14 protein-coding genes are annotated in these 16,146 nt (G+C 61.9%); 10 read left to right on the top strand and 4 right to left on the bottom strand.

Going from position 1 to position 16,146, the window contains the following annotated elements:
• Window positions 1-46: 46 nt before the first annotated feature.
• Together B3N48_RS18400 and B3N48_RS18395 are read right to left on the bottom strand one after the other, a co-directional pair.
• The gene (locus B3N48_RS18400) at window positions 47-883 is read right to left on the bottom strand and encodes an ABC transporter permease (RefSeq protein ID WP_296186137.1); all 837 of its coding nucleotides are present in this window, start codon (window positions 881-883) and stop codon (window positions 47-49) included.
• Entirely contained in the window at window positions 880-1,866 is a 987-nt protein-coding gene (locus B3N48_RS18395; RefSeq protein WP_296186135.1) for an aliphatic sulfonate ABC transporter substrate-binding protein, read from the bottom strand. Before B3N48_RS18395 ends, B3N48_RS18400 begins: the two co-directional genes overlap by 4 nt.
• Before the next feature lie 299 nt (window positions 1,867-2,165).
• Between B3N48_RS18395 and B3N48_RS18390 the strand changes: the two genes are divergently transcribed.
• The 8 genes from B3N48_RS18390 (at window position 2,166) to B3N48_RS18355 (ending at window position 11,622) form a co-directional block, all read left to right on the top strand.
• Window positions 2,166-3,302, top strand: a complete 1,137-nt coding sequence (locus tag B3N48_RS18390; RefSeq protein ID WP_296186134.1) for an MFS transporter — start codon at window positions 2,166-2,168, stop codon at window positions 3,300-3,302.
• 212 nt (window positions 3,303-3,514) lie between these two features.
• The gene (locus tag B3N48_RS18385) at window positions 3,515-4,195 is read left to right on the top strand and encodes a hypothetical protein (RefSeq protein ID WP_296186131.1); all 681 of its coding nucleotides are present in this window, start codon (window positions 3,515-3,517) and stop codon (window positions 4,193-4,195) included.
• Window positions 4,196-4,287: 92 nt separating this feature from the next.
• Complete coding sequence (locus B3N48_RS18380) at window positions 4,288-4,827, top strand: methylated-DNA--[protein]-cysteine S-methyltransferase (protein ID WP_296186128.1); 540 nt, start codon at window positions 4,288-4,290, stop codon at window positions 4,825-4,827.
• Window positions 4,828-4,882: 55 nt separating this feature from the next.
• Window positions 4,883-5,683: an isocitrate lyase/PEP mutase family protein gene (locus B3N48_RS18375; protein ID WP_296186126.1), complete on the top strand. Its 801-nt coding sequence runs from the start codon at window positions 4,883-4,885 to the stop codon at window positions 5,681-5,683.
• 162 nt (window positions 5,684-5,845) lie between these two features.
• On the top strand, window positions 5,846-6,463 hold the full coding sequence (lexA, locus tag B3N48_RS18370) for a transcriptional repressor LexA (protein WP_296186124.1): 618 nt from the start codon (window positions 5,846-5,848) through the stop codon (window positions 6,461-6,463).
• Entirely contained in the window at window positions 6,463-7,080 is a 618-nt protein-coding gene (gene imuA, locus B3N48_RS18365; RefSeq protein ID WP_296186186.1) for a translesion DNA synthesis-associated protein ImuA, read from the top strand. The genes lexA and imuA overlap by 1 nt, the downstream gene beginning before the upstream one ends.
• A 7-nt stretch (window positions 7,081-7,087) precedes the next feature.
• Complete coding sequence (locus B3N48_RS18360) at window positions 7,088-8,518, top strand: Y-family DNA polymerase (protein WP_296186122.1); 1,431 nt, start codon at window positions 7,088-7,090, stop codon at window positions 8,516-8,518.
• On the top strand, window positions 8,494-11,622 hold the full coding sequence (locus tag B3N48_RS18355) for an error-prone DNA polymerase (protein WP_296186120.1): 3,129 nt from the start codon (window positions 8,494-8,496) through the stop codon (window positions 11,620-11,622). Before B3N48_RS18360 ends, B3N48_RS18355 begins: the two co-directional genes overlap by 25 nt.
• Before the next feature lie 152 nt (window positions 11,623-11,774).
• Here B3N48_RS18355 and iolG read toward each other — a convergent pair whose 3' ends face one another.
• Together iolG and B3N48_RS18345 are read right to left on the bottom strand one after the other, a co-directional pair.
• Complete coding sequence (gene iolG / locus B3N48_RS18350; protein ID WP_296186119.1) at window positions 11,775-12,773, bottom strand: inositol 2-dehydrogenase; 999 nt, start codon at window positions 12,771-12,773, stop codon at window positions 11,775-11,777.
• Window positions 12,774-12,815: 42 nt separating this feature from the next.
• The gene (locus B3N48_RS18345) at window positions 12,816-13,841 is read right to left on the bottom strand and encodes a LacI family DNA-binding transcriptional regulator (RefSeq protein ID WP_296186118.1); all 1,026 of its coding nucleotides are present in this window, start codon (window positions 13,839-13,841) and stop codon (window positions 12,816-12,818) included.
• Window positions 13,842-14,006: 165 nt separating this feature from the next.
• On the opposite strand from B3N48_RS18345, the gene B3N48_RS18340 reads away from it, so the two are divergent.
• Together B3N48_RS18340 and B3N48_RS18335 are read left to right on the top strand one after the other, a co-directional pair.
• Window positions 14,007-14,864 (top strand): SDR family oxidoreductase, encoded by an 858-nt coding sequence (locus B3N48_RS18340; protein WP_296186117.1) that lies wholly within the window; start codon window positions 14,007-14,009, stop codon window positions 14,862-14,864.
• Window positions 14,861-16,012, top strand: a complete 1,152-nt coding sequence (locus B3N48_RS18335; RefSeq protein ID WP_296186115.1) for a phytanoyl-CoA dioxygenase family protein — start codon at window positions 14,861-14,863, stop codon at window positions 16,010-16,012. Before B3N48_RS18340 ends, B3N48_RS18335 begins: the two co-directional genes overlap by 4 nt.
• Window positions 16,013-16,146 lie beyond the last annotated feature (134 nt).

Raw genomic sequence — 16,146 nt, 5'->3', positions numbered from 1 at the left:
AAGACACAAGCTTGCTCGCGATGACGCCGTATCGGTCGATGGACTGTCAGCCGTTGCCTTTGAACGTATCCCGCCACGCCAGACACCGCTTCTCCAGCATCGCCAGCACGCCGTCACTGATTTTGCCCAGCAATGCGAGAACGATGATTGCCGCCAGCACAATGTCCGGACGCGACGTTTCACGACCATCGCTGAGCAGATAGCCCAAGCCTTTGGTCGCTGCAATCAGTTCAGCGGCCACCAGAAACATCCACGCCAGACTCAACCCCGAGCGCAGTCCGGTGAACAGGCCGGGCAGGGCGGCGGGGAGGAACAGGTGCAGGATCATTTGCCGCTGGCTGAAGCGGTACATCTTGCCCACCTCCACCAGTTTGCGATCAATCCCGCGAATCGCCGCGACGCCGTTGAGGTACACCGGAAAGAACGCGCCGATGGCGATCAGCACGATCTTCGAGGTTTCGCCGATGCCCAGCCACAGCAGCAACAGCGGCACCCACGCCAGACTCGGAATCGAGCGCAAACCCGCGAAGGTCGGCTCGAGATAGGCCTCAGCCTCACGACTCAACCCGACCCACGCAGCAAACAGCAGGGCCAGGGCCGCGCCGATGCCGAAGCCGCTCAGCACCCGCAACAGGCTGGCGCTGATGTGTTTCCACAATGCGCCGTTCGCCAGATCGGTCAGCGTGGTGAAGATCTCGCTGGGCGCAGGCATCTGGTACGACTGCACCCAACCGATGCGGACGACGATTTCCAGCACCACCAGAATCGCCGCCGGTACTACCAGACCCTTGAGTCGCCCGCGCCAGCGGTAGGGCGCGGCGGTCGTGGTGTCAACCGGTGCGACGGCTTCGCTGCTCAGCGTCTCGCCCCGGGAATGGCTCATGGCTTGGCGACGACGGCTTTGCCGAAGCTCGGATCGATGAGCTGGTCGATCACCTGATCGACATTCGTGCCTTTGCGCACCAACTCTTCCGACACCAAAATCGGCGCGGCAGCCTTGGACGCCGTGACGTCCTTGTCGGTCAATTGCGGACTGCTGATGTCGGTGCGGGTCAATTGAAGCTTGGCGACATCCAGTGGCAGACCGGATTCTGTGGCCAGCAACTTCGCCAGTTCCTCAGGATTTTTCAGCGACCATTCGCGGGCCTGTTCATAGGCGCGCAACACGGTGTTGATCGCTTCCGGGTGTTCTTTGGCGTAGCGCTCAGTCACGCTGACCACGCCATAGCTGTTGAAGTCCTTGTTGCGATAAAGCAGACGCGAGCCGGCCTGAATCTCGCTGGCGGCCATGTGCGGGTCGAGACCGGCCCAGGCATCGACGTCGCCTTTCTCCAGCGCGATGCGGCCGTCCGGGTGTTGCAGGTGCAGCAGTTCCACATCGTCTTTGGCCAGCTTGGCCTGTTGCAGGGCGCGCAGGGTGAACAGGTACGGGTCGGTGCCTTTAGTGGCGGCGATTTTCTTGCCTTTGAGGTCGGCCACGGACTGCAACGTCGAATCCTTGCGCACCACCAGCGCGGTCCATTCGGCGCGGCTATAGACGTAGACCGACTTGATCGGGCTGCCATTGGCACGGGCCAGCACGGCGGACAGGCTGGCCGATGAGGCGAAGTCCACGCCCCCGCTGTTCAGGTATTCCAGCGAGCGATTGCTGCCCTGGCTGAAGACCCAGCTGACCTTGGTATTGGGCAAGGCTTTCTCCAGCCAGCCGAAATGCTTGAGCACCAGGCTGACGGGTGAGTAATAGGCGTAATCGAGATGCACCTCGGCCGGCGGCGCTTCAGCGGCATGGGCGAAGGGTTGCAGGCTCAGCGCAAGCGCGCTGGCCAGGAGTTTCAGGGAAGAGGGCAGGCGAGAGAACGCGGTCATGGTCAAGTCCGGTAGAAATGGAGAATGAAGCTGCACAGGGCTGCTTATGTCGAAATGGGCAGTCAGCGCCAGTCAGCCTGCGTAAATGGAATAATGCAGGCTCTGTGCCATGAACGTCAGGGCGGCCAGTCAGGGGCTGGAGAGGGTAGTGAACGAGAAAATACCGTTGCGTGATCAACAGTGTGTTGAACAGCTGTTGGCGAGCAAACAGTGCGAAAAAATCCGGACTAAACAGTTGTCAGCGTTCGACAGGGTCTGCATGCTGTTTTTTTCAACTGTGTTACAGGACTTTTCCGCACATGTCTGCCACTGCCCGAGATGCCGATGCCGCGTCACGCCGTTCGGCGACCGTTCTCAGCCTGTGCCTGCCCAGTGACGTCCTGCTGTATCTGCTGATGCCGATGAACGCGGATGCGTTTGGCGTCAGTCTTGCCGAGGCCGGGGTGCTGCTGGCAGCCAACCGATTGGTGCGGATATTCGGTTACAGCTATGTGGTGCGCTTCTATGCCAAACGAGGCGATCGGGCCGCGCTGACCTTGGCGGCGCTGGTGTCGATGGTGTGCGCGTTGGGCAACTCCTTCATCACCGGCTTTGGATGGCTGCTCATCTTGCGTCTGGGGTGGGGCCTGAGCTACGCCGCCTTGAATCTGTCTACCCAGGCCCTGGCGACCTCGGAACCTGCCGGCGCTGCACGTCGCTCCGGCACCTCTCGGGCGATCATTGCCATCGGACCGATGTTGGCGTTGCCCTTGGGCGCGTTGGTCAGCCTGTATTTCGGCCCACGCGTGATCTTCTTGATTCTGGCGTTGTTCTCCCTCATCGGGCTGATCATCGCCAGAGGACTGCCGAACATTCCTCACGCCATGCCCACGGCGACCGGGCGTCGCTTCAAGGCGCCAGACAGCGTGGCCATGTGGTCCTTCATCGAAGGCGTCGCGCTGGACGGGCTGTTCATCTTTGGCCTGTCTCTGCAGGCGCAGTCGATATTGGGCGGCAATGCGGTGTTCATCGCCGGGGTGCTGCTGGCGCTGCGTTACGTCTCAGAGATGCTGCTGAGCCCGCTCGGCGGGCGTGCCGCTGCCAGCTATGGGGCGGTGCGCATGCTGGTGGTGTTTTCTGCGCTGACCACCCTTGCGTTGACGGCGTTTGGCTTTCACTGGCTGATCATCGGTGCGGGCGGCGTACTGATCCTCCGTGCGCTGCAACTGCCGTTGGTGACCACACTGGTGGCAGAGCGCAATCCGGGAGCAGGGCGGGTGCAGGCGCTGGCGGGCAATGCCGTCTGGCGCGACGTCGGTGCGGGGGTCGGACCCTTGCTGGCCGGTGTTTTGTTGCCGATCGCTTCGCCCTCGTGGGTTTACAGCCTGGCGGGTTTGGCGGTGGTGGTGAGTGCCGTCGTCTGCAGTCGATACAAGGTGCGAGAGGCCGTGGCGTGAAGCTTGACGACACATCCACTTACATACCGTTCGGCGAATAATCCAACAAATCAGGGGCTTGCCTGCAACCTCTGAAGTCATTTCAACTCTCATAGTCATTCTTCATACGGACATAAAGCTTCGTTAGTCTGCATCCGCTAGCGAAACGCCAGTTGACAGGGACGTAGCACAGGGCGCTCAGCCTTTCATGCATCACAAGAAATCAGGCCATCATGACCTCTTTCAAAACCCCGATTACCTCGTCAGTCCTGCAACGCATCGCCTATTTTCTGCTGCCGATTCTGCTGATCTGCTCGGCAGTCTTCTGGTTCACGGTGGGCCGAGGCGTGCACGCGGAGCCCAAGAACGGCACCCAAACCCTGGTGTTCCTGCGCCACGCCGAAAAACCCGACATGGGGTTAGGCCAGTTGAATTGCCAGGGCCTGAACCGCGCCATCGACCTCTCGACCGTGCTGCCGGAAACCTTCGGCAAGGCCGATTTCATTTTTGCCGCGAACCCGAGTCGCCACGTTGAAGAGGGTGAGGGCGATCATTCCTACAGTTACCTGCGCCCCTTGATGACGGTCGGCCCCAGCGCCATCAAACTCGGCTTGCCGATCAACATCGACTTCGCCGCCAACGACACCAGCGACCTCGCCGACGAATTGATGCGTGACAAATACCACGACGCCACCATCTACACCGCCTGGTCCCACGGCTACCTACCCGAATTGATCAACAAGGTCGCCGAAGAGGCTTCCGGCAAAGATCTCAAGCTGGTCGATGACTGGGTTGGCGATGACTTCGACTCCGTCCTGGTCTTGACCCTGAAGTGGAACAACGGCAAGGCGACCTTGCAGTACGAGAATTACAAACAGAACCTGAACGGCGGTGCGGTGGGGTGCCCCTCCTGAGATTTCTGCGTCGAATTCGACCGCAAGATCTGGATGGTTCCATTGGCAGGCCCGGTTATGATCGGCGCATTGCGAAAGACGAGGCGCCCTCCATGAACTTCACTTACCGCTTCATCGACTCCCCAGTGGGCCAGCTGAAACTGGTGGCCAAGGGCCCCGCGCTGGCCGCCATTCTCTGGGAGAACGACCGGCCCAATCGCGTGCTCCTGGGGCCGATGACTGAAGATTTGGGCAGCGACATTCTCAATCAGGTCGAACAGCAGCTCACGGAATACTTCGCCGGCACCCGCAGCCAATTCGATCTGCCGCTAGACTTTCACGGCACTGAATTTCAGAAAAAAGTTTGGCAGGCCTTACTGGCAATTCCGTTCGGCGAAACCCGCAGTTACCTGCAAATAGCCATCGAAATCGGCAACCCTGCCGCCGTACGCGCGGTCGGGGGCGCCAACGGCAAGAATCCGATATCTATCGTTGCGCCCTGCCATCGCGTGATCGGCAGTTCTGGCGCGCTCACCGGGTTTGCCGGTGGACTGTCAGCCAAGGAATGGCTGCTGACGCGGGAGGGCGCGATGCCAGCAGCGCTGAAAAAGAATCTCGACGCGATGGGATTCGCCCAGGCCTCGCTGTTCTAGACTCAAGCCCCTCATGCCACAGTGATCGACCCGTCATCTTCACATGGAGTTGAACATGCCTGCTTCTGCCAAGACGTTCCGTGACCTGCACCACCAAACCACCGTTTTGCGTTTGCCCAATGCCTGGGACGCCGTAAGTGCGCTGCTGTTCGAAAGCCTCGGCGCCAAGGCCATTGCCACCACCAGCGCGGGGGTGGCGTGGACCCAGGGCTATCCCGATGAGCGTGCGTTTCCGCTGGAGGCCGCCCTTCATGCCGCCGCGAACATCGCACGGGTGGTCAAGGTGCCGCTGTCGGTGGATTTCGAGCACGGCTATTCGGACGATCCAAAGACGGTCGCCGAAAACGTGAAGCGCGTGCTGGACGTGGGGGCCGTCGGTATCAATCTCGAAGACGGTCCCGATGCACCTGATTTGCTGGCGCGCAAGATCGAAGCGATCAAAAGCATGGCGTCCAACAACGGTCTGGACGTGTTCATCAACGCCCGCACCGATGTGTACCTGGCGAATTTGGTGGCTGACAACCTGAAGGTCGAGGAGACCCTTAAACGCGGCCAGTTGTATGAAAAAGCAGGTGCCGACGGCCTGTTCGTTGCGGCAGTGGTGGACACCGACTCGATCAAAACCCTCGTTCAGGGCATCAACCTGCCGATCAACGTGTTGGCCCGGCCGGGTCTGCCGGACGCGGAAGGCTTGGCAAAACTGGGCGTGCATCGCCTGAGCGCCGGTTCCAGTGTGGCGATCACGGTTCTGAGCCTGGCTGAACAACTGGGTCGCGATTTCCTTGCAGAAGGGCGCTCGGAACCGCTCACCCACAGCACCTTGAGCTACGGGCAGATTCAGGCGCTGTTCGGATAACGCCTTCATTGAGTCGCGCTTGGTGGTTCAGGGCCATCACTGCCAGGGGGTGTGCGCAATGCGCCCCTCTGGTGTTCAGCTCAAATCTACATGTGCAGCGGGCCAAGGCCCGTTCATCGTCTGATAAACGGCGCTGGCAAGTAAGGTCTGAAAAGAGTACAAATGTACTCCATGACGACCTTATCTCCCCGACGCGCTGCCATACTCACGTTTATCCGTGATCGCATCGCCGACAATGGCCAGCCGCCCAGCCTTGCTGAGATTTCCGAAGCCTTTGGTTTCGCCTCTCGCAGCGTGGCGCGCAAACACATACTTGCCCTTACGGAAGCAGGCTTCATCGAGGTCACGGCCAATCAAGCCCGCGGTATTCGGCTGGTCGAACACACGCCGCGCGCCCAGATGCTCGAGATACCGGTACTGGGTCGGGTGGCTGCCGGTGCGCCCATCGGGCCCGACCTGGACAACCCTGATACCTTCACCCTCGACAGTCGCACCTTTCTGCGCGTTCCGGATTACCTGCTGCGGGTAACAGGCGATTCGATGATCGAGGACGGCATTTTTGACGGCGATCTGGTCGGCATCCTGCAAAGCGCCGAGGCCCGGGACGGGCAGATCGTCGTGGCGCGGCTCGATGGCGAGGTAACGATCAAACGGCTGGAACGGGGTGATGACACCTTGCGTCTGTTGCCTCGCAACCCGGCCTACGCGCCGATTGTCGTGCGTCCCGATCAGGACTTCGCCATCGAAGGCGTGTTCTGCGGCCTGGTGCGCCGGGAATGATGGGCGCCGTGGTCAGCCTCGACGCGCTGCTGGACGAGCGTCGGGTCTGGAAGGGCCGGTTACCGGTTCAGCCGGTCGCCGCTCAGCCCACGGGGCATGCGCTTCTTGATGCTGCGCTGCCCATCGGAGGCTGGCCGCCGTCCGCGCTCACGGAAATCCTCATTCCGGCCAATGGCAGTGGCGAATTGCGCTTGATGTGGCCGACCCTGGCGCGACTGGCCAACGCAGGTGAGCGGATCGTACTGGTGGCACCGCCGTTCGTGCCGTATCCCCAAGCATGGCAGTCAGCGGGCGTCGATCTGCGTCAGTTATCGATCATTCAGGCCCGCGACACTGACGCCTTGTGGGCCGTGGAGCAATGCCTGCGCTCGGGCAGTTGCGGCGCTGTGCTGGCCTGGCCGGGCAAGGTTGACGACCGAGCCCTGCGCCGCTTGCAAGTGGCGGCAGAAACCGGCGAAACCCTGGCCTTTGCCTGTCGCGGTCAGCACGCTGCCGCCAACCCTTCGCCCGCCGCCCTGCGGATCGCCATCGATGTGCGCCCCCGTCAGCTCAGGGTATTGAAGTGCCGCGGCGGGCTGGCCCAGTCATCCCCCATCCCCTTTAATACGGACGCGTGAGGTCTCCATGCTTTGGGCCTGTGTCCTGCTGCCGCAACTGGCACTGGACGGCGTCATGCGTCGTCGAGCCGAACCCGAGAAACCCCTGGCGCTGATCAGCGGCCCGGCGCAACGTCGGGTGTTACAAACGGTGAATGCCGCCGCCCGCGAACTGGGGTTGCGTGCCGGTCAATCGCTGACCGCAGCCCACGCCATGACCCGCGGTTTCGAAACGGTGGAATACGACCCGAAGCAGACCGAACACTGGCACCGTCTGCTCGCAGCCTGGGCCTACCGCTTCAGTTCTCACGTCAGCCTGAAATACCCCCGCGTGCTGCTGATGGAAGTGGAGTCGAGTTTCAACCTGTTCGGCCCCTGGCCGGTATTCGAAGCGCGGTTGCGCCAGGAACTGACCGCCATGGGCTTCAGCCATCGCATCGTGGTTGCGCCCAATCCGCTGGCGGCGCGGATGTTGGCCAATGCCCACGACGGTTTGGCGGTTACCTGCAACGACAGCTTGCTGGAGCGGCTGCAACAGATGCCGGTCAATCGCCTCGGCTTGTCCCAGGACGTGGCCACCGCATTCGGGCGCATGGGGTTGCATCGGTTGCAACAGGTGCTGGCCTTGCCGCGCGATACGTTGGCACGGCGCTTCCCGGCCGCTGTGTTGCAGCATCTGGACACCCTTACAGGCCGCCGCCCCATGGCGCTGGAGTGCTATGTGCCGCCGGACCATTTCGAGACCCGCATCGAACTGAACTTCGACGTCGAATCCCATCAGGCCCTGTTGTTCCCGCTCAAGCGGATGATTGCCGATCTGGCGTTGTTTCTGGGCGGGCGCGACAGTGGCGTCCAGCGTTTTGTCATTCATCTGGAACATGTTCCGAGTGTCGGCAGTACGGCGCCGGATACGCTGATTCCGGTGGGGCTGCTCAGCGCCGAGCGTGAGGCGAACATGTTGTTCGAATTGGCCCGTGGACGACTGGAGCAGATCGTCGTGCCGTCGCCGGTTCGGGCCCTGAGGCTGCAAGCCAAGGACCTGCCGGCGTTCGTACCGTCCCATCGGGAACTGTTCGATGAGCGCCCTCAGCAAAGCATGCCGTGGGAGCAATTGCGCGAGCGATTACGCGCCCGATTGGGCGACGAGGCGGTCACTGGCCTGAGCTTCCATGCCGACCATCGTCCCGAATGCGCATGGCAGACAACGTCGCTCAGCAAGCCTGCCATGGGCTTCACTCCAGGGCCGCGTCCTGGCTGGCTGTTGCGTGAGCCGGAAGTGTGTGCTGACCCTGGCCTGCAGGTGTTGGCCGGCCCTGAGCGCATTGAGTCGGGCTGGTGGGATGGCGGGGATGTGAGACGGGATTATTACCTCATCGAAACCCGCACTGGCCAGCGTGGCTGGGCGTATCGCAGCGTGGGCGACGACAGCGGCCTGTGGCTGCATGGCTGGTTCGCATGAGCTGCGAATACGCCGAGCTGCACTGCCTGTCCAACTTCAGCTTTCAGCGCGGGGCGTCCAGCGCTCAGGAATTGTTCGAACGGGCGAAGCTGCACGGTTATCAGGCATTGGCCATCACCGATGAATGCACGCTGGCGGGGGCCGTGCGGGCGTGGCAGGCGGCCAAGGAAGTCGGTCTGCCGTTGATCGTCGGCAGCGAGATGACCCTGGAAAACGGGCCGAAGATCGTCTTGCTGGCTGAGAACCTGAGCGGCTATCAAACGCTGTGCAGGCTGATTACTCAAGGGCGCAGACGCAGCAAGAAGGGCGAATATAGCCTGCTGCGGGAAGACTTTCAGCCGCCCGTTGAAGGTGTACTGGCCTTGTGGGTGCCCGACCTTGAACAGCCAAACGCGGCACTGCGCGAACAGGGCGACTGGCTCAGCGGCGTGTTCGCACGCAACCTTTGGCTGAGCGTGCAGCTGCACTGCGGGCCTGACGATCAAAAGCGCCTGTCGACACTGTTAGCGCTGGCCAAGACCTGCGGCGTGCCTGCCGTTGCCAGCGGCGATGTGCACATGCACGCTCGTGGCCGTCGCGCGCTGCAAGACACCATGACTGCCATCCGCCATCACACCACCGTGCCTGAAGCGGGGCATCGGTTGTTTCCCAATGGCGAACGGCATTTGCGGCCCCGCGCGGTGTTGGCGGAGGTGTATCCTGAGGATTTGCTGGCTGAAACGCTGATGATTGCTCGGCGTTGCACCTTCGATTTCGCACAATTGAAGTACGAATACCCCCGCGAACTGGTGCCAGAAGGGCACACGGCAACCACTTGGCTACGTCATTTGACTGAAGAGGGCGCACGCCAGCGATGGCCCGCAGGAACGCCCCCGATCGCCCGGCAAAACATCGATCACGAATTGGAGATCATTGGCAAAAAGCACTACGAGAGCTATTTCCTCACCGTGCATGACATCGTCAGGTTTGCGCGGCAGCAGTCCATCCTCTGTCAAGGACGGGGATCAGCCGCCAACTCGACCGTCTGTTTTGCCTTGGGCATCACTGAGCTTGACCCGTCTCGAGGCAAGGGTCAGTTGCTCTTCGCCCGCTTTATCTCCGAGGAGCGCAACGAACCCCCGGACATCGATGTGGATTTCGAACACGAACGTCGCGAGGAAGTCCTGCAATACGTGTTTCGCCGTTACGGTCGGGGCAGGGCGGCGCTGACCGCCGTCGCCAGCACCTACCATGGCGCCGGCGCGCTTCGTGATGTGGCCAGGGTGCTGGGTTTGCCGCCCGATCAGATCAACGCACTGGCGGACTGTTGTGGACGCTGGACCGACAATCTGCCCCCCGCCGAGCGGCTGAAGGAGTCAGGCTTCGAGCCCGACAGCCCAATCCTGCGTCGGGTGCTGACCCTGGCGGGGGAGTTGATCGGCTTTCCCCGCCACCTGTCGCAACACCCCGGGGGCTTCGTGATCTCCGAGCAACCGCTGGAAACCCTGGTGCCGGTCGAGAACGCCGCCATGGCCGATCGCACCATCATTCAGTGGGACAAGGACGACCTGGATCTGGTGGGGTTGCTCAAGGTCGACATTCTCGCCTTGGGCATGCTCAGCGCCTTGCGCCGCACCTTCGATCTGGTGACCCGTTATCGCGGCTATGACCTGACCATCGCCAACATCCCCGCCGAGGACGCACCGACCTACGAGATGATCAGCCGCGCCGACACTATTGGCGTGTTCCAGATCGAGTCCCGGGCGCAAATGTCGATGCTGCCGAGGCTGCAGCCCAGAACCTTCTATGACCTGGTGATCGAAGTCGCGATCGTTCGACCCGGGCCGATTCAGGGTGACATGGTGCATCCGTACCTGCGACGCAGAAACGGCGAAGAGCCGGTGACCTACCCCTCCGAGGAACTGAAAGCGGTGTTCGAGCGCACCCTGGGCGTGCCGTTGTTCCAGGAGCAGGTCATGCAGTTGGCGATCGTCGCCGCGGATTACACCGCCGGCGAAGCCGATCAATTGCGCCGGTCCATGGCGGCGTGGAAGCGCCATGGCGGACTGGAGCCTCATTACGCCCGGCTCAGCAAACGCATGACCGAGAAGGGCTACACGAAGGCTTTCATTGATCGTATCTTCGAACAGATCAAAGGCTTTGGCAGCTATGGCTTCCCAGAATCCCACGCCGCCAGTTTCGCTTTGCTGACCTACGCCAGCTGCTGGCTCAAATGCCACGAGCCAGCCGCCTTCACGTGCGCCCTGATCAACAGTTGGCCCATGGGGTTCTATAGCCCTGATCAACTGTTGCAAGACGCTCGTCGCCACCACATTGACGTGCACCCTGTGGACATTCGCTACAGCGACTGGGATTGCTCTCTGGAACCGGTGGAAAAGCGCGATTATTCGCAAAATCTGGCGATTCGTATGGGCTTGCGGATGATTCGCGGGTTTCGCGAGGAGGACGCCAAGCGTATCGAACACGCCCGCGCCGAGCGGGATTTCAAGGACGTGACCGACCTGTGCGTGCGCGCCGGTCTGGATAATCGGGCCCGAGCCTCGCTGGCAGATTCCGGAGCCTTGCGCGGTCTGGTCGGCCATCGCCATCGCGCCCGCTGGGAAATTGCCGGCGTCGAGGTGCAGCGGCCTTTGTTTGGCGACGACTGCTTCGGTGAAGAAGTCCAGGTCGCGCTGCCCTTGCCGAGTGTGGCCCAGGACCTGATGGCTGATTACGACACCCTCGGTACCACGCTGGGGCCGCACCCGCTGTCCCTGCTGCGTAACAAACTGGCGGCCAAGCGCTTCCGCAGTTCAAAAGACTTGCTCACCGAAGAACACGGACGGTACATCAATGTTGCCGGGCTGGCAGTTGGTCGGCAGAGGCCGGGCACTGCCAGCGGCGTGACTTTCGTCACCCTGGAAGACGAACATGGGATGATCAACGTCGTGGTCTGGCGCGACCTGGCCGAACGTCAGCGCAAAGTGTTAGTGGGTTCGCAATTGATGCAGGTGTTCGGCAAGTTCGAGTATCAGAAGGGTGTCCGTCACGTCATTGCCCAACGGCTCTTTGACCTGACCCCGCTGCTGACAGGGCTGGATGTACGGAGTCGCGATTTCAGATGAAAGCATGTTTGCTACCCTCTGGCCGTCTTTCGTCGCCGCACGCAACGCGCTGGGTGCTGATGCTCCGCTGGGAGCGGATTCAGTCGCTCCCGCCTAAACGTCCGCAACGCGGAGCCCCTCGCCGAAAAACGCTACGTCGTAGGGGCCTCGCATCAGCCCTCGACCTTCACCGCGCGCCCGGTCCTGATCGATTCCAGCGCACAGTTGGCGAGGTGCAGTGCCTTCAACCCGTCCCGTGCGTTGGTCGGCAGCGGGGCGTCCGCGCGAACGGCGTCGATGAACTGGTTCAGTTCGATGCGGTAGGAATCGGCGTAGCGTTCGAGGAAGAAGTTCTCCAGAGGTTCGCGGACTTCGGTTTGGCTGGCGGTGTAAGTGCGCACGGTGCTGGGGCGGTGGTTGTCGTTGAGGACCATGCCTTTGGAACCGAACACTTCCAGGCGCTGGTCGTAGCCGTATACCGCTTCCCGGCAGCAGTTGATGTGGCATTGCTTGCCGGATGCCGTGCGCAGCAGGACCATGACGCTGTCGTAGTCGTCGATCCGGGCCAGGCCCGGGTCCACCAGGCGGCTGGCGATGGCCATCACGTCAACCGGCTCCTCGCCCAGCAGGGTACGCGCGGTGTCGAAGTCGTGAATGGTCATGTCGCGAAAGATTCCGCCTGAATGCGTGAGGTATTCGACGGGTGCCAGGCCAGGGTCGCGGCTGGTGATCACCACCTGACGCACGTCACCGATGTCGCCTCGAGCGATGGTCTTGCGCATCTGCAAGGTGTCCGGGTCGAAACGGCGGTTGAAACCAAGCATCACGCGCCCGTTCAAGCGTTCTATGTCGTCCACGGCTTGAGCGGCTTTTGCGAAATCCAGATCGATGGGCTTTTCGCACAGAACGGGTTTGCCCCGTTTCACGGCGCGTAACATCAGGTCGATGTGGGTGTCGGTCGGTGTCCCGATGACGATCGCATCGACGTCGTCCCGCTCAATGGCCTCCGCGCAGTCGTACGCGGCCGCGCAGCCCAGCTTTGCCGAGAGCCTGTCGACGCCTTCGCGCCAGGGGTCGGCGATCACCGACAGCTGCACCTCGGGGTTGGCCGCCACGTTGGCGGCGTGGATGTTGGCGATACGGCCTGCGCCGAGAACTGCAATGCGTAGCATGGGTGGATCTCCTTGTCGTGTCATGGGAACGCCTGGCTGAAATCAGTGCGCCAGATTGAACGGCGTGACGATCTGCACGGGCGAAGCGGGGATCGGATCGACCTTCCACAGCCGATGAAAGTGCAGGATGTGCTGAAACGCGTGGCGGGCGTCGATCTGCAGGTTGTGGTCGATGATCGCGGCGATTTTTTCCTCGGCAAGCAACTGACGGTTTTCCTGGTCAAGGTCATGGCCGATGAACACGTCCAGCGGTCGACCCTGTGCGGCGAACGCATCGACGATGGCGCGATTGCCGCCGCCGACGCTGTAGACGGCCTTGATCGTCGGATGCGCCTGCAATGCCTGACTGACCCGTTCCAGCGTGGGTTGGTAAACCCCGAAACCGCCACAGATGTCGATGACCCGCAAATGCGGCGCGCGGCTGCGCAGCCAGGTGCGGAAGCCCATTTCCCGCTCTTCTTCACCCCTGAACAGCTCGCTGCTGATGACCACCGCCACGTCCTGCGCGGCAGCGTCCAGCCAGCGCGACATCAGGTACGCCGCGGTTTGCCCGGCGGTGCGGTTGTCCATGCCGATGTAGCCGATGCGTTCGCTTTGCGGCAAGTCAGACACCAGGGTCACCACCGGAATGCCGGCCGCGGTGACCTGATTCACGGCGTCGTTGATCGCGGGCTCGTCCGCCGCCTTGAGGATCACCCCCTGACTGCCCTTGCTCACGCAGCGCAGAATCACCTCGCTCATGGACGGCGAGTCGATCTCTTGGTACGGGTGAAAGCGCGGGAAGATGCGGAAGGGCGCAAGGCTGCCCAATTGCGCGTGAATCGCCGCTTGCACCGCGTCGCTGAAGCGTTTGGGGGTGTGCAGGATGACATCGATGTGAAAGGTGCGGCCGACGGCAGGGCCGGATTTTTCTTGTGCTTCAAGTTCTTCGAGGGCTTGCTTGATGCGCCGGTGCGTCTGGTAATGCACGCTGCCGCGCTCGTGCAGCACACGGTCGACGGTGGCTTTGCTGACCCCCGCCTGGGCGGCAATCTGCTTGATGGAGAAACGTCGTGCGCGGTCGAGCATGGAATCTCCTGAGCCTCTGCTGAGGTCTTGTTGAGGTCGATTCGGGCCAGATTGAGGTGAGCGCAATGCTAGTCTCAGTTCCATTCGTTGTACAGATGGAAATTAAATTCCGTCTTGATCAGCGCTCATTTGCCGCCAAAAACAATAAGTGCAGGAGAGATGGGAATGTCAGCATTAGATCTGTCCACGTCGTTCATCGGTCGCTACTTCATCGTCACGGGCAGCACGCAGGGCTTGGGTGCTGCAGTTGCGCGCACGCTCGCACAACGAGGCGCCGCCGGCCTGATCCTCTGTGGCCGCAGCCGCGACAAGGGTGAGCAGCAGGTCCGTCAACTGGCGGATCTGGACTGCAAGGCGTTCTTCGTCGAGGCTGACCTGGAGCACGTCGAGGACTGCCGCCGCGTGGTCGCGGCCGCCGAGGAACACTTCGGCACGGTTCACGGGCTGGTCAACTGCGCAGGCATGTCGGATCGCGGCAGCATCCTCGACACCTCGCCGGAACTGTTCGACCGAATTTTCGCGGTCAACGTCAAAGCTCCGTTTTTTCTGATGCAAGACTGCATCAAGCTGATGATCGCCCACCAGGTCGAAGGCTCGATCGTCAGTATCCTCAGTGTTTCCGGGCATGGCGGGCAGTCGTTTCTCACGGCTTACGCCGCGTCGAAGGGCGCGCTGGCAATCCTGACCAAGAACGTCGCGTTCAGCGCGTTGCGTAACCGCATTCGGGTCAACGGCCTGAACATCGGCTGGATGGACACCCCCCACGAAGACCAGATCCAGCGGCAGTACCACGGCGCTGAGGATGGCTGGCTTGAACGCGCCGAGGCGCGATCGCCATTCGGCCGCTTGCTCAAACCCGAGGAAGTGGCCAACAGCGTGGCCTATTTGCTTTCCGATCAATCGGGCATCACCACCGGCGCGGTGATCGACATGGAGCAGGGCATCATCGGCTGTGGCGACGGCTCGACGCCGCGACCCGAGGCGCCATTGACGCTGGATGGGCTGCTTGGAGCCGGGCAATGAGCCTGTTTGCCCAGCCGGGAGACATTGACGTCGGCGCGTTCGCTGCGCTGTGCGAGCAGTCAGTGCGCGCTGCCGATTACCCCCATTCGCAGGAGGTGATCGACCGGGTGGTCGTGTACCGCGCGGACGCCTTGCGCATCGCGCAGGGGTACGACCGTCAGGGGCTGCTGAGCGAATTGCACCACGTGCTTAGCGAAGGGCCGGGGGTGATGGTGGTACAGGGTGCCTACGGCGATCCAGGCGTAGTCGACCGGCATAGCGAGGTGTTCCGACAGATCATTGCCGACGAGTCCGCCAACGTGGTGCGCGCCGACCATTTCGCCAAGGCCGGGGCCAATCAGCGGCTCTGGAATGCCCTGCAGAAAGCCGCCGAACACTCGCCGGATTCGTTCATCGAGTACTACGCCAACCCGCTGCTGGGGCTGATCGCCGAGGCGTGGCTGGGACCCTATTTTCAGGCCACAGCCCAGGTCAATGTGGTCACCCCCGGTGGTCAGGCGCAGCAACCCCATCGTGATTACCATTTGGGTTTCCAGACCGATGAGGTGGTCGCGCGCTTTCCGTTGCCGTTGCATCGGCTATCGCAGCACCTCACGCTGCAAGGTGCTGTGGTCCACACCGACATGCCGCTGGACACCGGACCGACCCTGTTGCTGCCGTTCTCTCAGCAGTACGAACTGGGTTACCTGGCATGGCGAGATCAGGGCTTCATCGATTACTTCGCGCAGCACGCGGTGCAACTGCCGTTGAACAAGGGCGACTTGCTGTTCTTCAACCCGGCGCTGTTTCACGCAGCAGGTACCAACCGCACGGCTGACCAGTACCGCATGGCCAACCTGCTGCAAATCTCTTCGGCTTTCGGTAAACCGATGGAAACCGTTGATCGCGAGAAGATGATCCTGGCGCTGTATCCGTCGCTGTTGAGGCGGGTGGAGCAGGGGGAACTGGACGAGGCGGGCATGCAGGCGGTAATCGCGATGAGCGCGGACGGGTATTCCTTCCCTACGAACCTCGATACCGACCCGCCGCTGCACGGCATGGCGCCGCAGACCGGGCAGCAATTGCTTGAACTGGCGTTGCGCGAACGATGGGAGGAGGCGCGGCTCGTAGAGGCTGTGGAGGTGATGCGACTGAAGCGCCTGGCCTGATCTGTCTATAAAGAGGCGTGAAAGGTGTCATACGCGGCAACGCCACGCATTCAGTGAGGCAGCGCATGCGGTGGCGCCAATGTATCGATATCATCCGCCACAGCGCTTGGTCAGCGCGCGGCGTCCATCGGTCT

The organism is Pseudomonas sp. UBA1879 (genome assembly GCF_002338065.1).
GTDB lineage: Bacteria > Pseudomonadota > Gammaproteobacteria > Pseudomonadales > Pseudomonadaceae > Aquipseudomonas.
Note: the sequence above shows the minus strand (reverse complement) of the source record. Positions and strands in the feature narration are given on the sequence as shown.

Coding starts and splice junctions, on each gene's coding strand:
- B3N48_RS18340 (WP_296186117.1), top strand. CDS start 14,007: ATGTCAGCATTAGATCTGTCCACGTCGTTCATCGGTCGCTACTTCATC.
- B3N48_RS18390 (WP_296186134.1), top strand. CDS start 2,166: ATGTCTGCCACTGCCCGAGATGCCGATGCCGCGTCACGCCGTTCGGCG.
- B3N48_RS18335 (WP_296186115.1), top strand. CDS start 14,861: ATGAGCCTGTTTGCCCAGCCGGGAGACATTGACGTCGGCGCGTTCGCT.
- lexA (WP_296186124.1), top strand. CDS start 5,846: ATGTACTCCATGACGACCTTATCTCCCCGACGCGCTGCCATACTCACG.
- iolG (WP_296186119.1), bottom strand. CDS start 12,773: ATGCTACGCATTGCAGTTCTCGGCGCAGGCCGTATCGCCAACATCCAC.
- B3N48_RS18385 (WP_296186131.1), top strand. CDS start 3,515: ATGACCTCTTTCAAAACCCCGATTACCTCGTCAGTCCTGCAACGCATC.
- B3N48_RS18400 (WP_296186137.1), bottom strand. CDS start 883: ATGAGCCATTCCCGGGGCGAGACGCTGAGCAGCGAAGCCGTCGCACCG.
- imuA (WP_296186186.1), top strand. CDS start 6,463: ATGGGCGCCGTGGTCAGCCTCGACGCGCTGCTGGACGAGCGTCGGGTC.
- B3N48_RS18360 (WP_296186122.1), top strand. CDS start 7,088: ATGCTTTGGGCCTGTGTCCTGCTGCCGCAACTGGCACTGGACGGCGTC.
- B3N48_RS18380 (WP_296186128.1), top strand. CDS start 4,288: ATGAACTTCACTTACCGCTTCATCGACTCCCCAGTGGGCCAGCTGAAA.
- B3N48_RS18375 (WP_296186126.1), top strand. CDS start 4,883: ATGCCTGCTTCTGCCAAGACGTTCCGTGACCTGCACCACCAAACCACC.
- B3N48_RS18395 (WP_296186135.1), bottom strand. CDS start 1,866: ATGACCGCGTTCTCTCGCCTGCCCTCTTCCCTGAAACTCCTGGCCAGC.
- B3N48_RS18345 (WP_296186118.1), bottom strand. CDS start 13,841: ATGCTCGACCGCGCACGACGTTTCTCCATCAAGCAGATTGCCGCCCAG.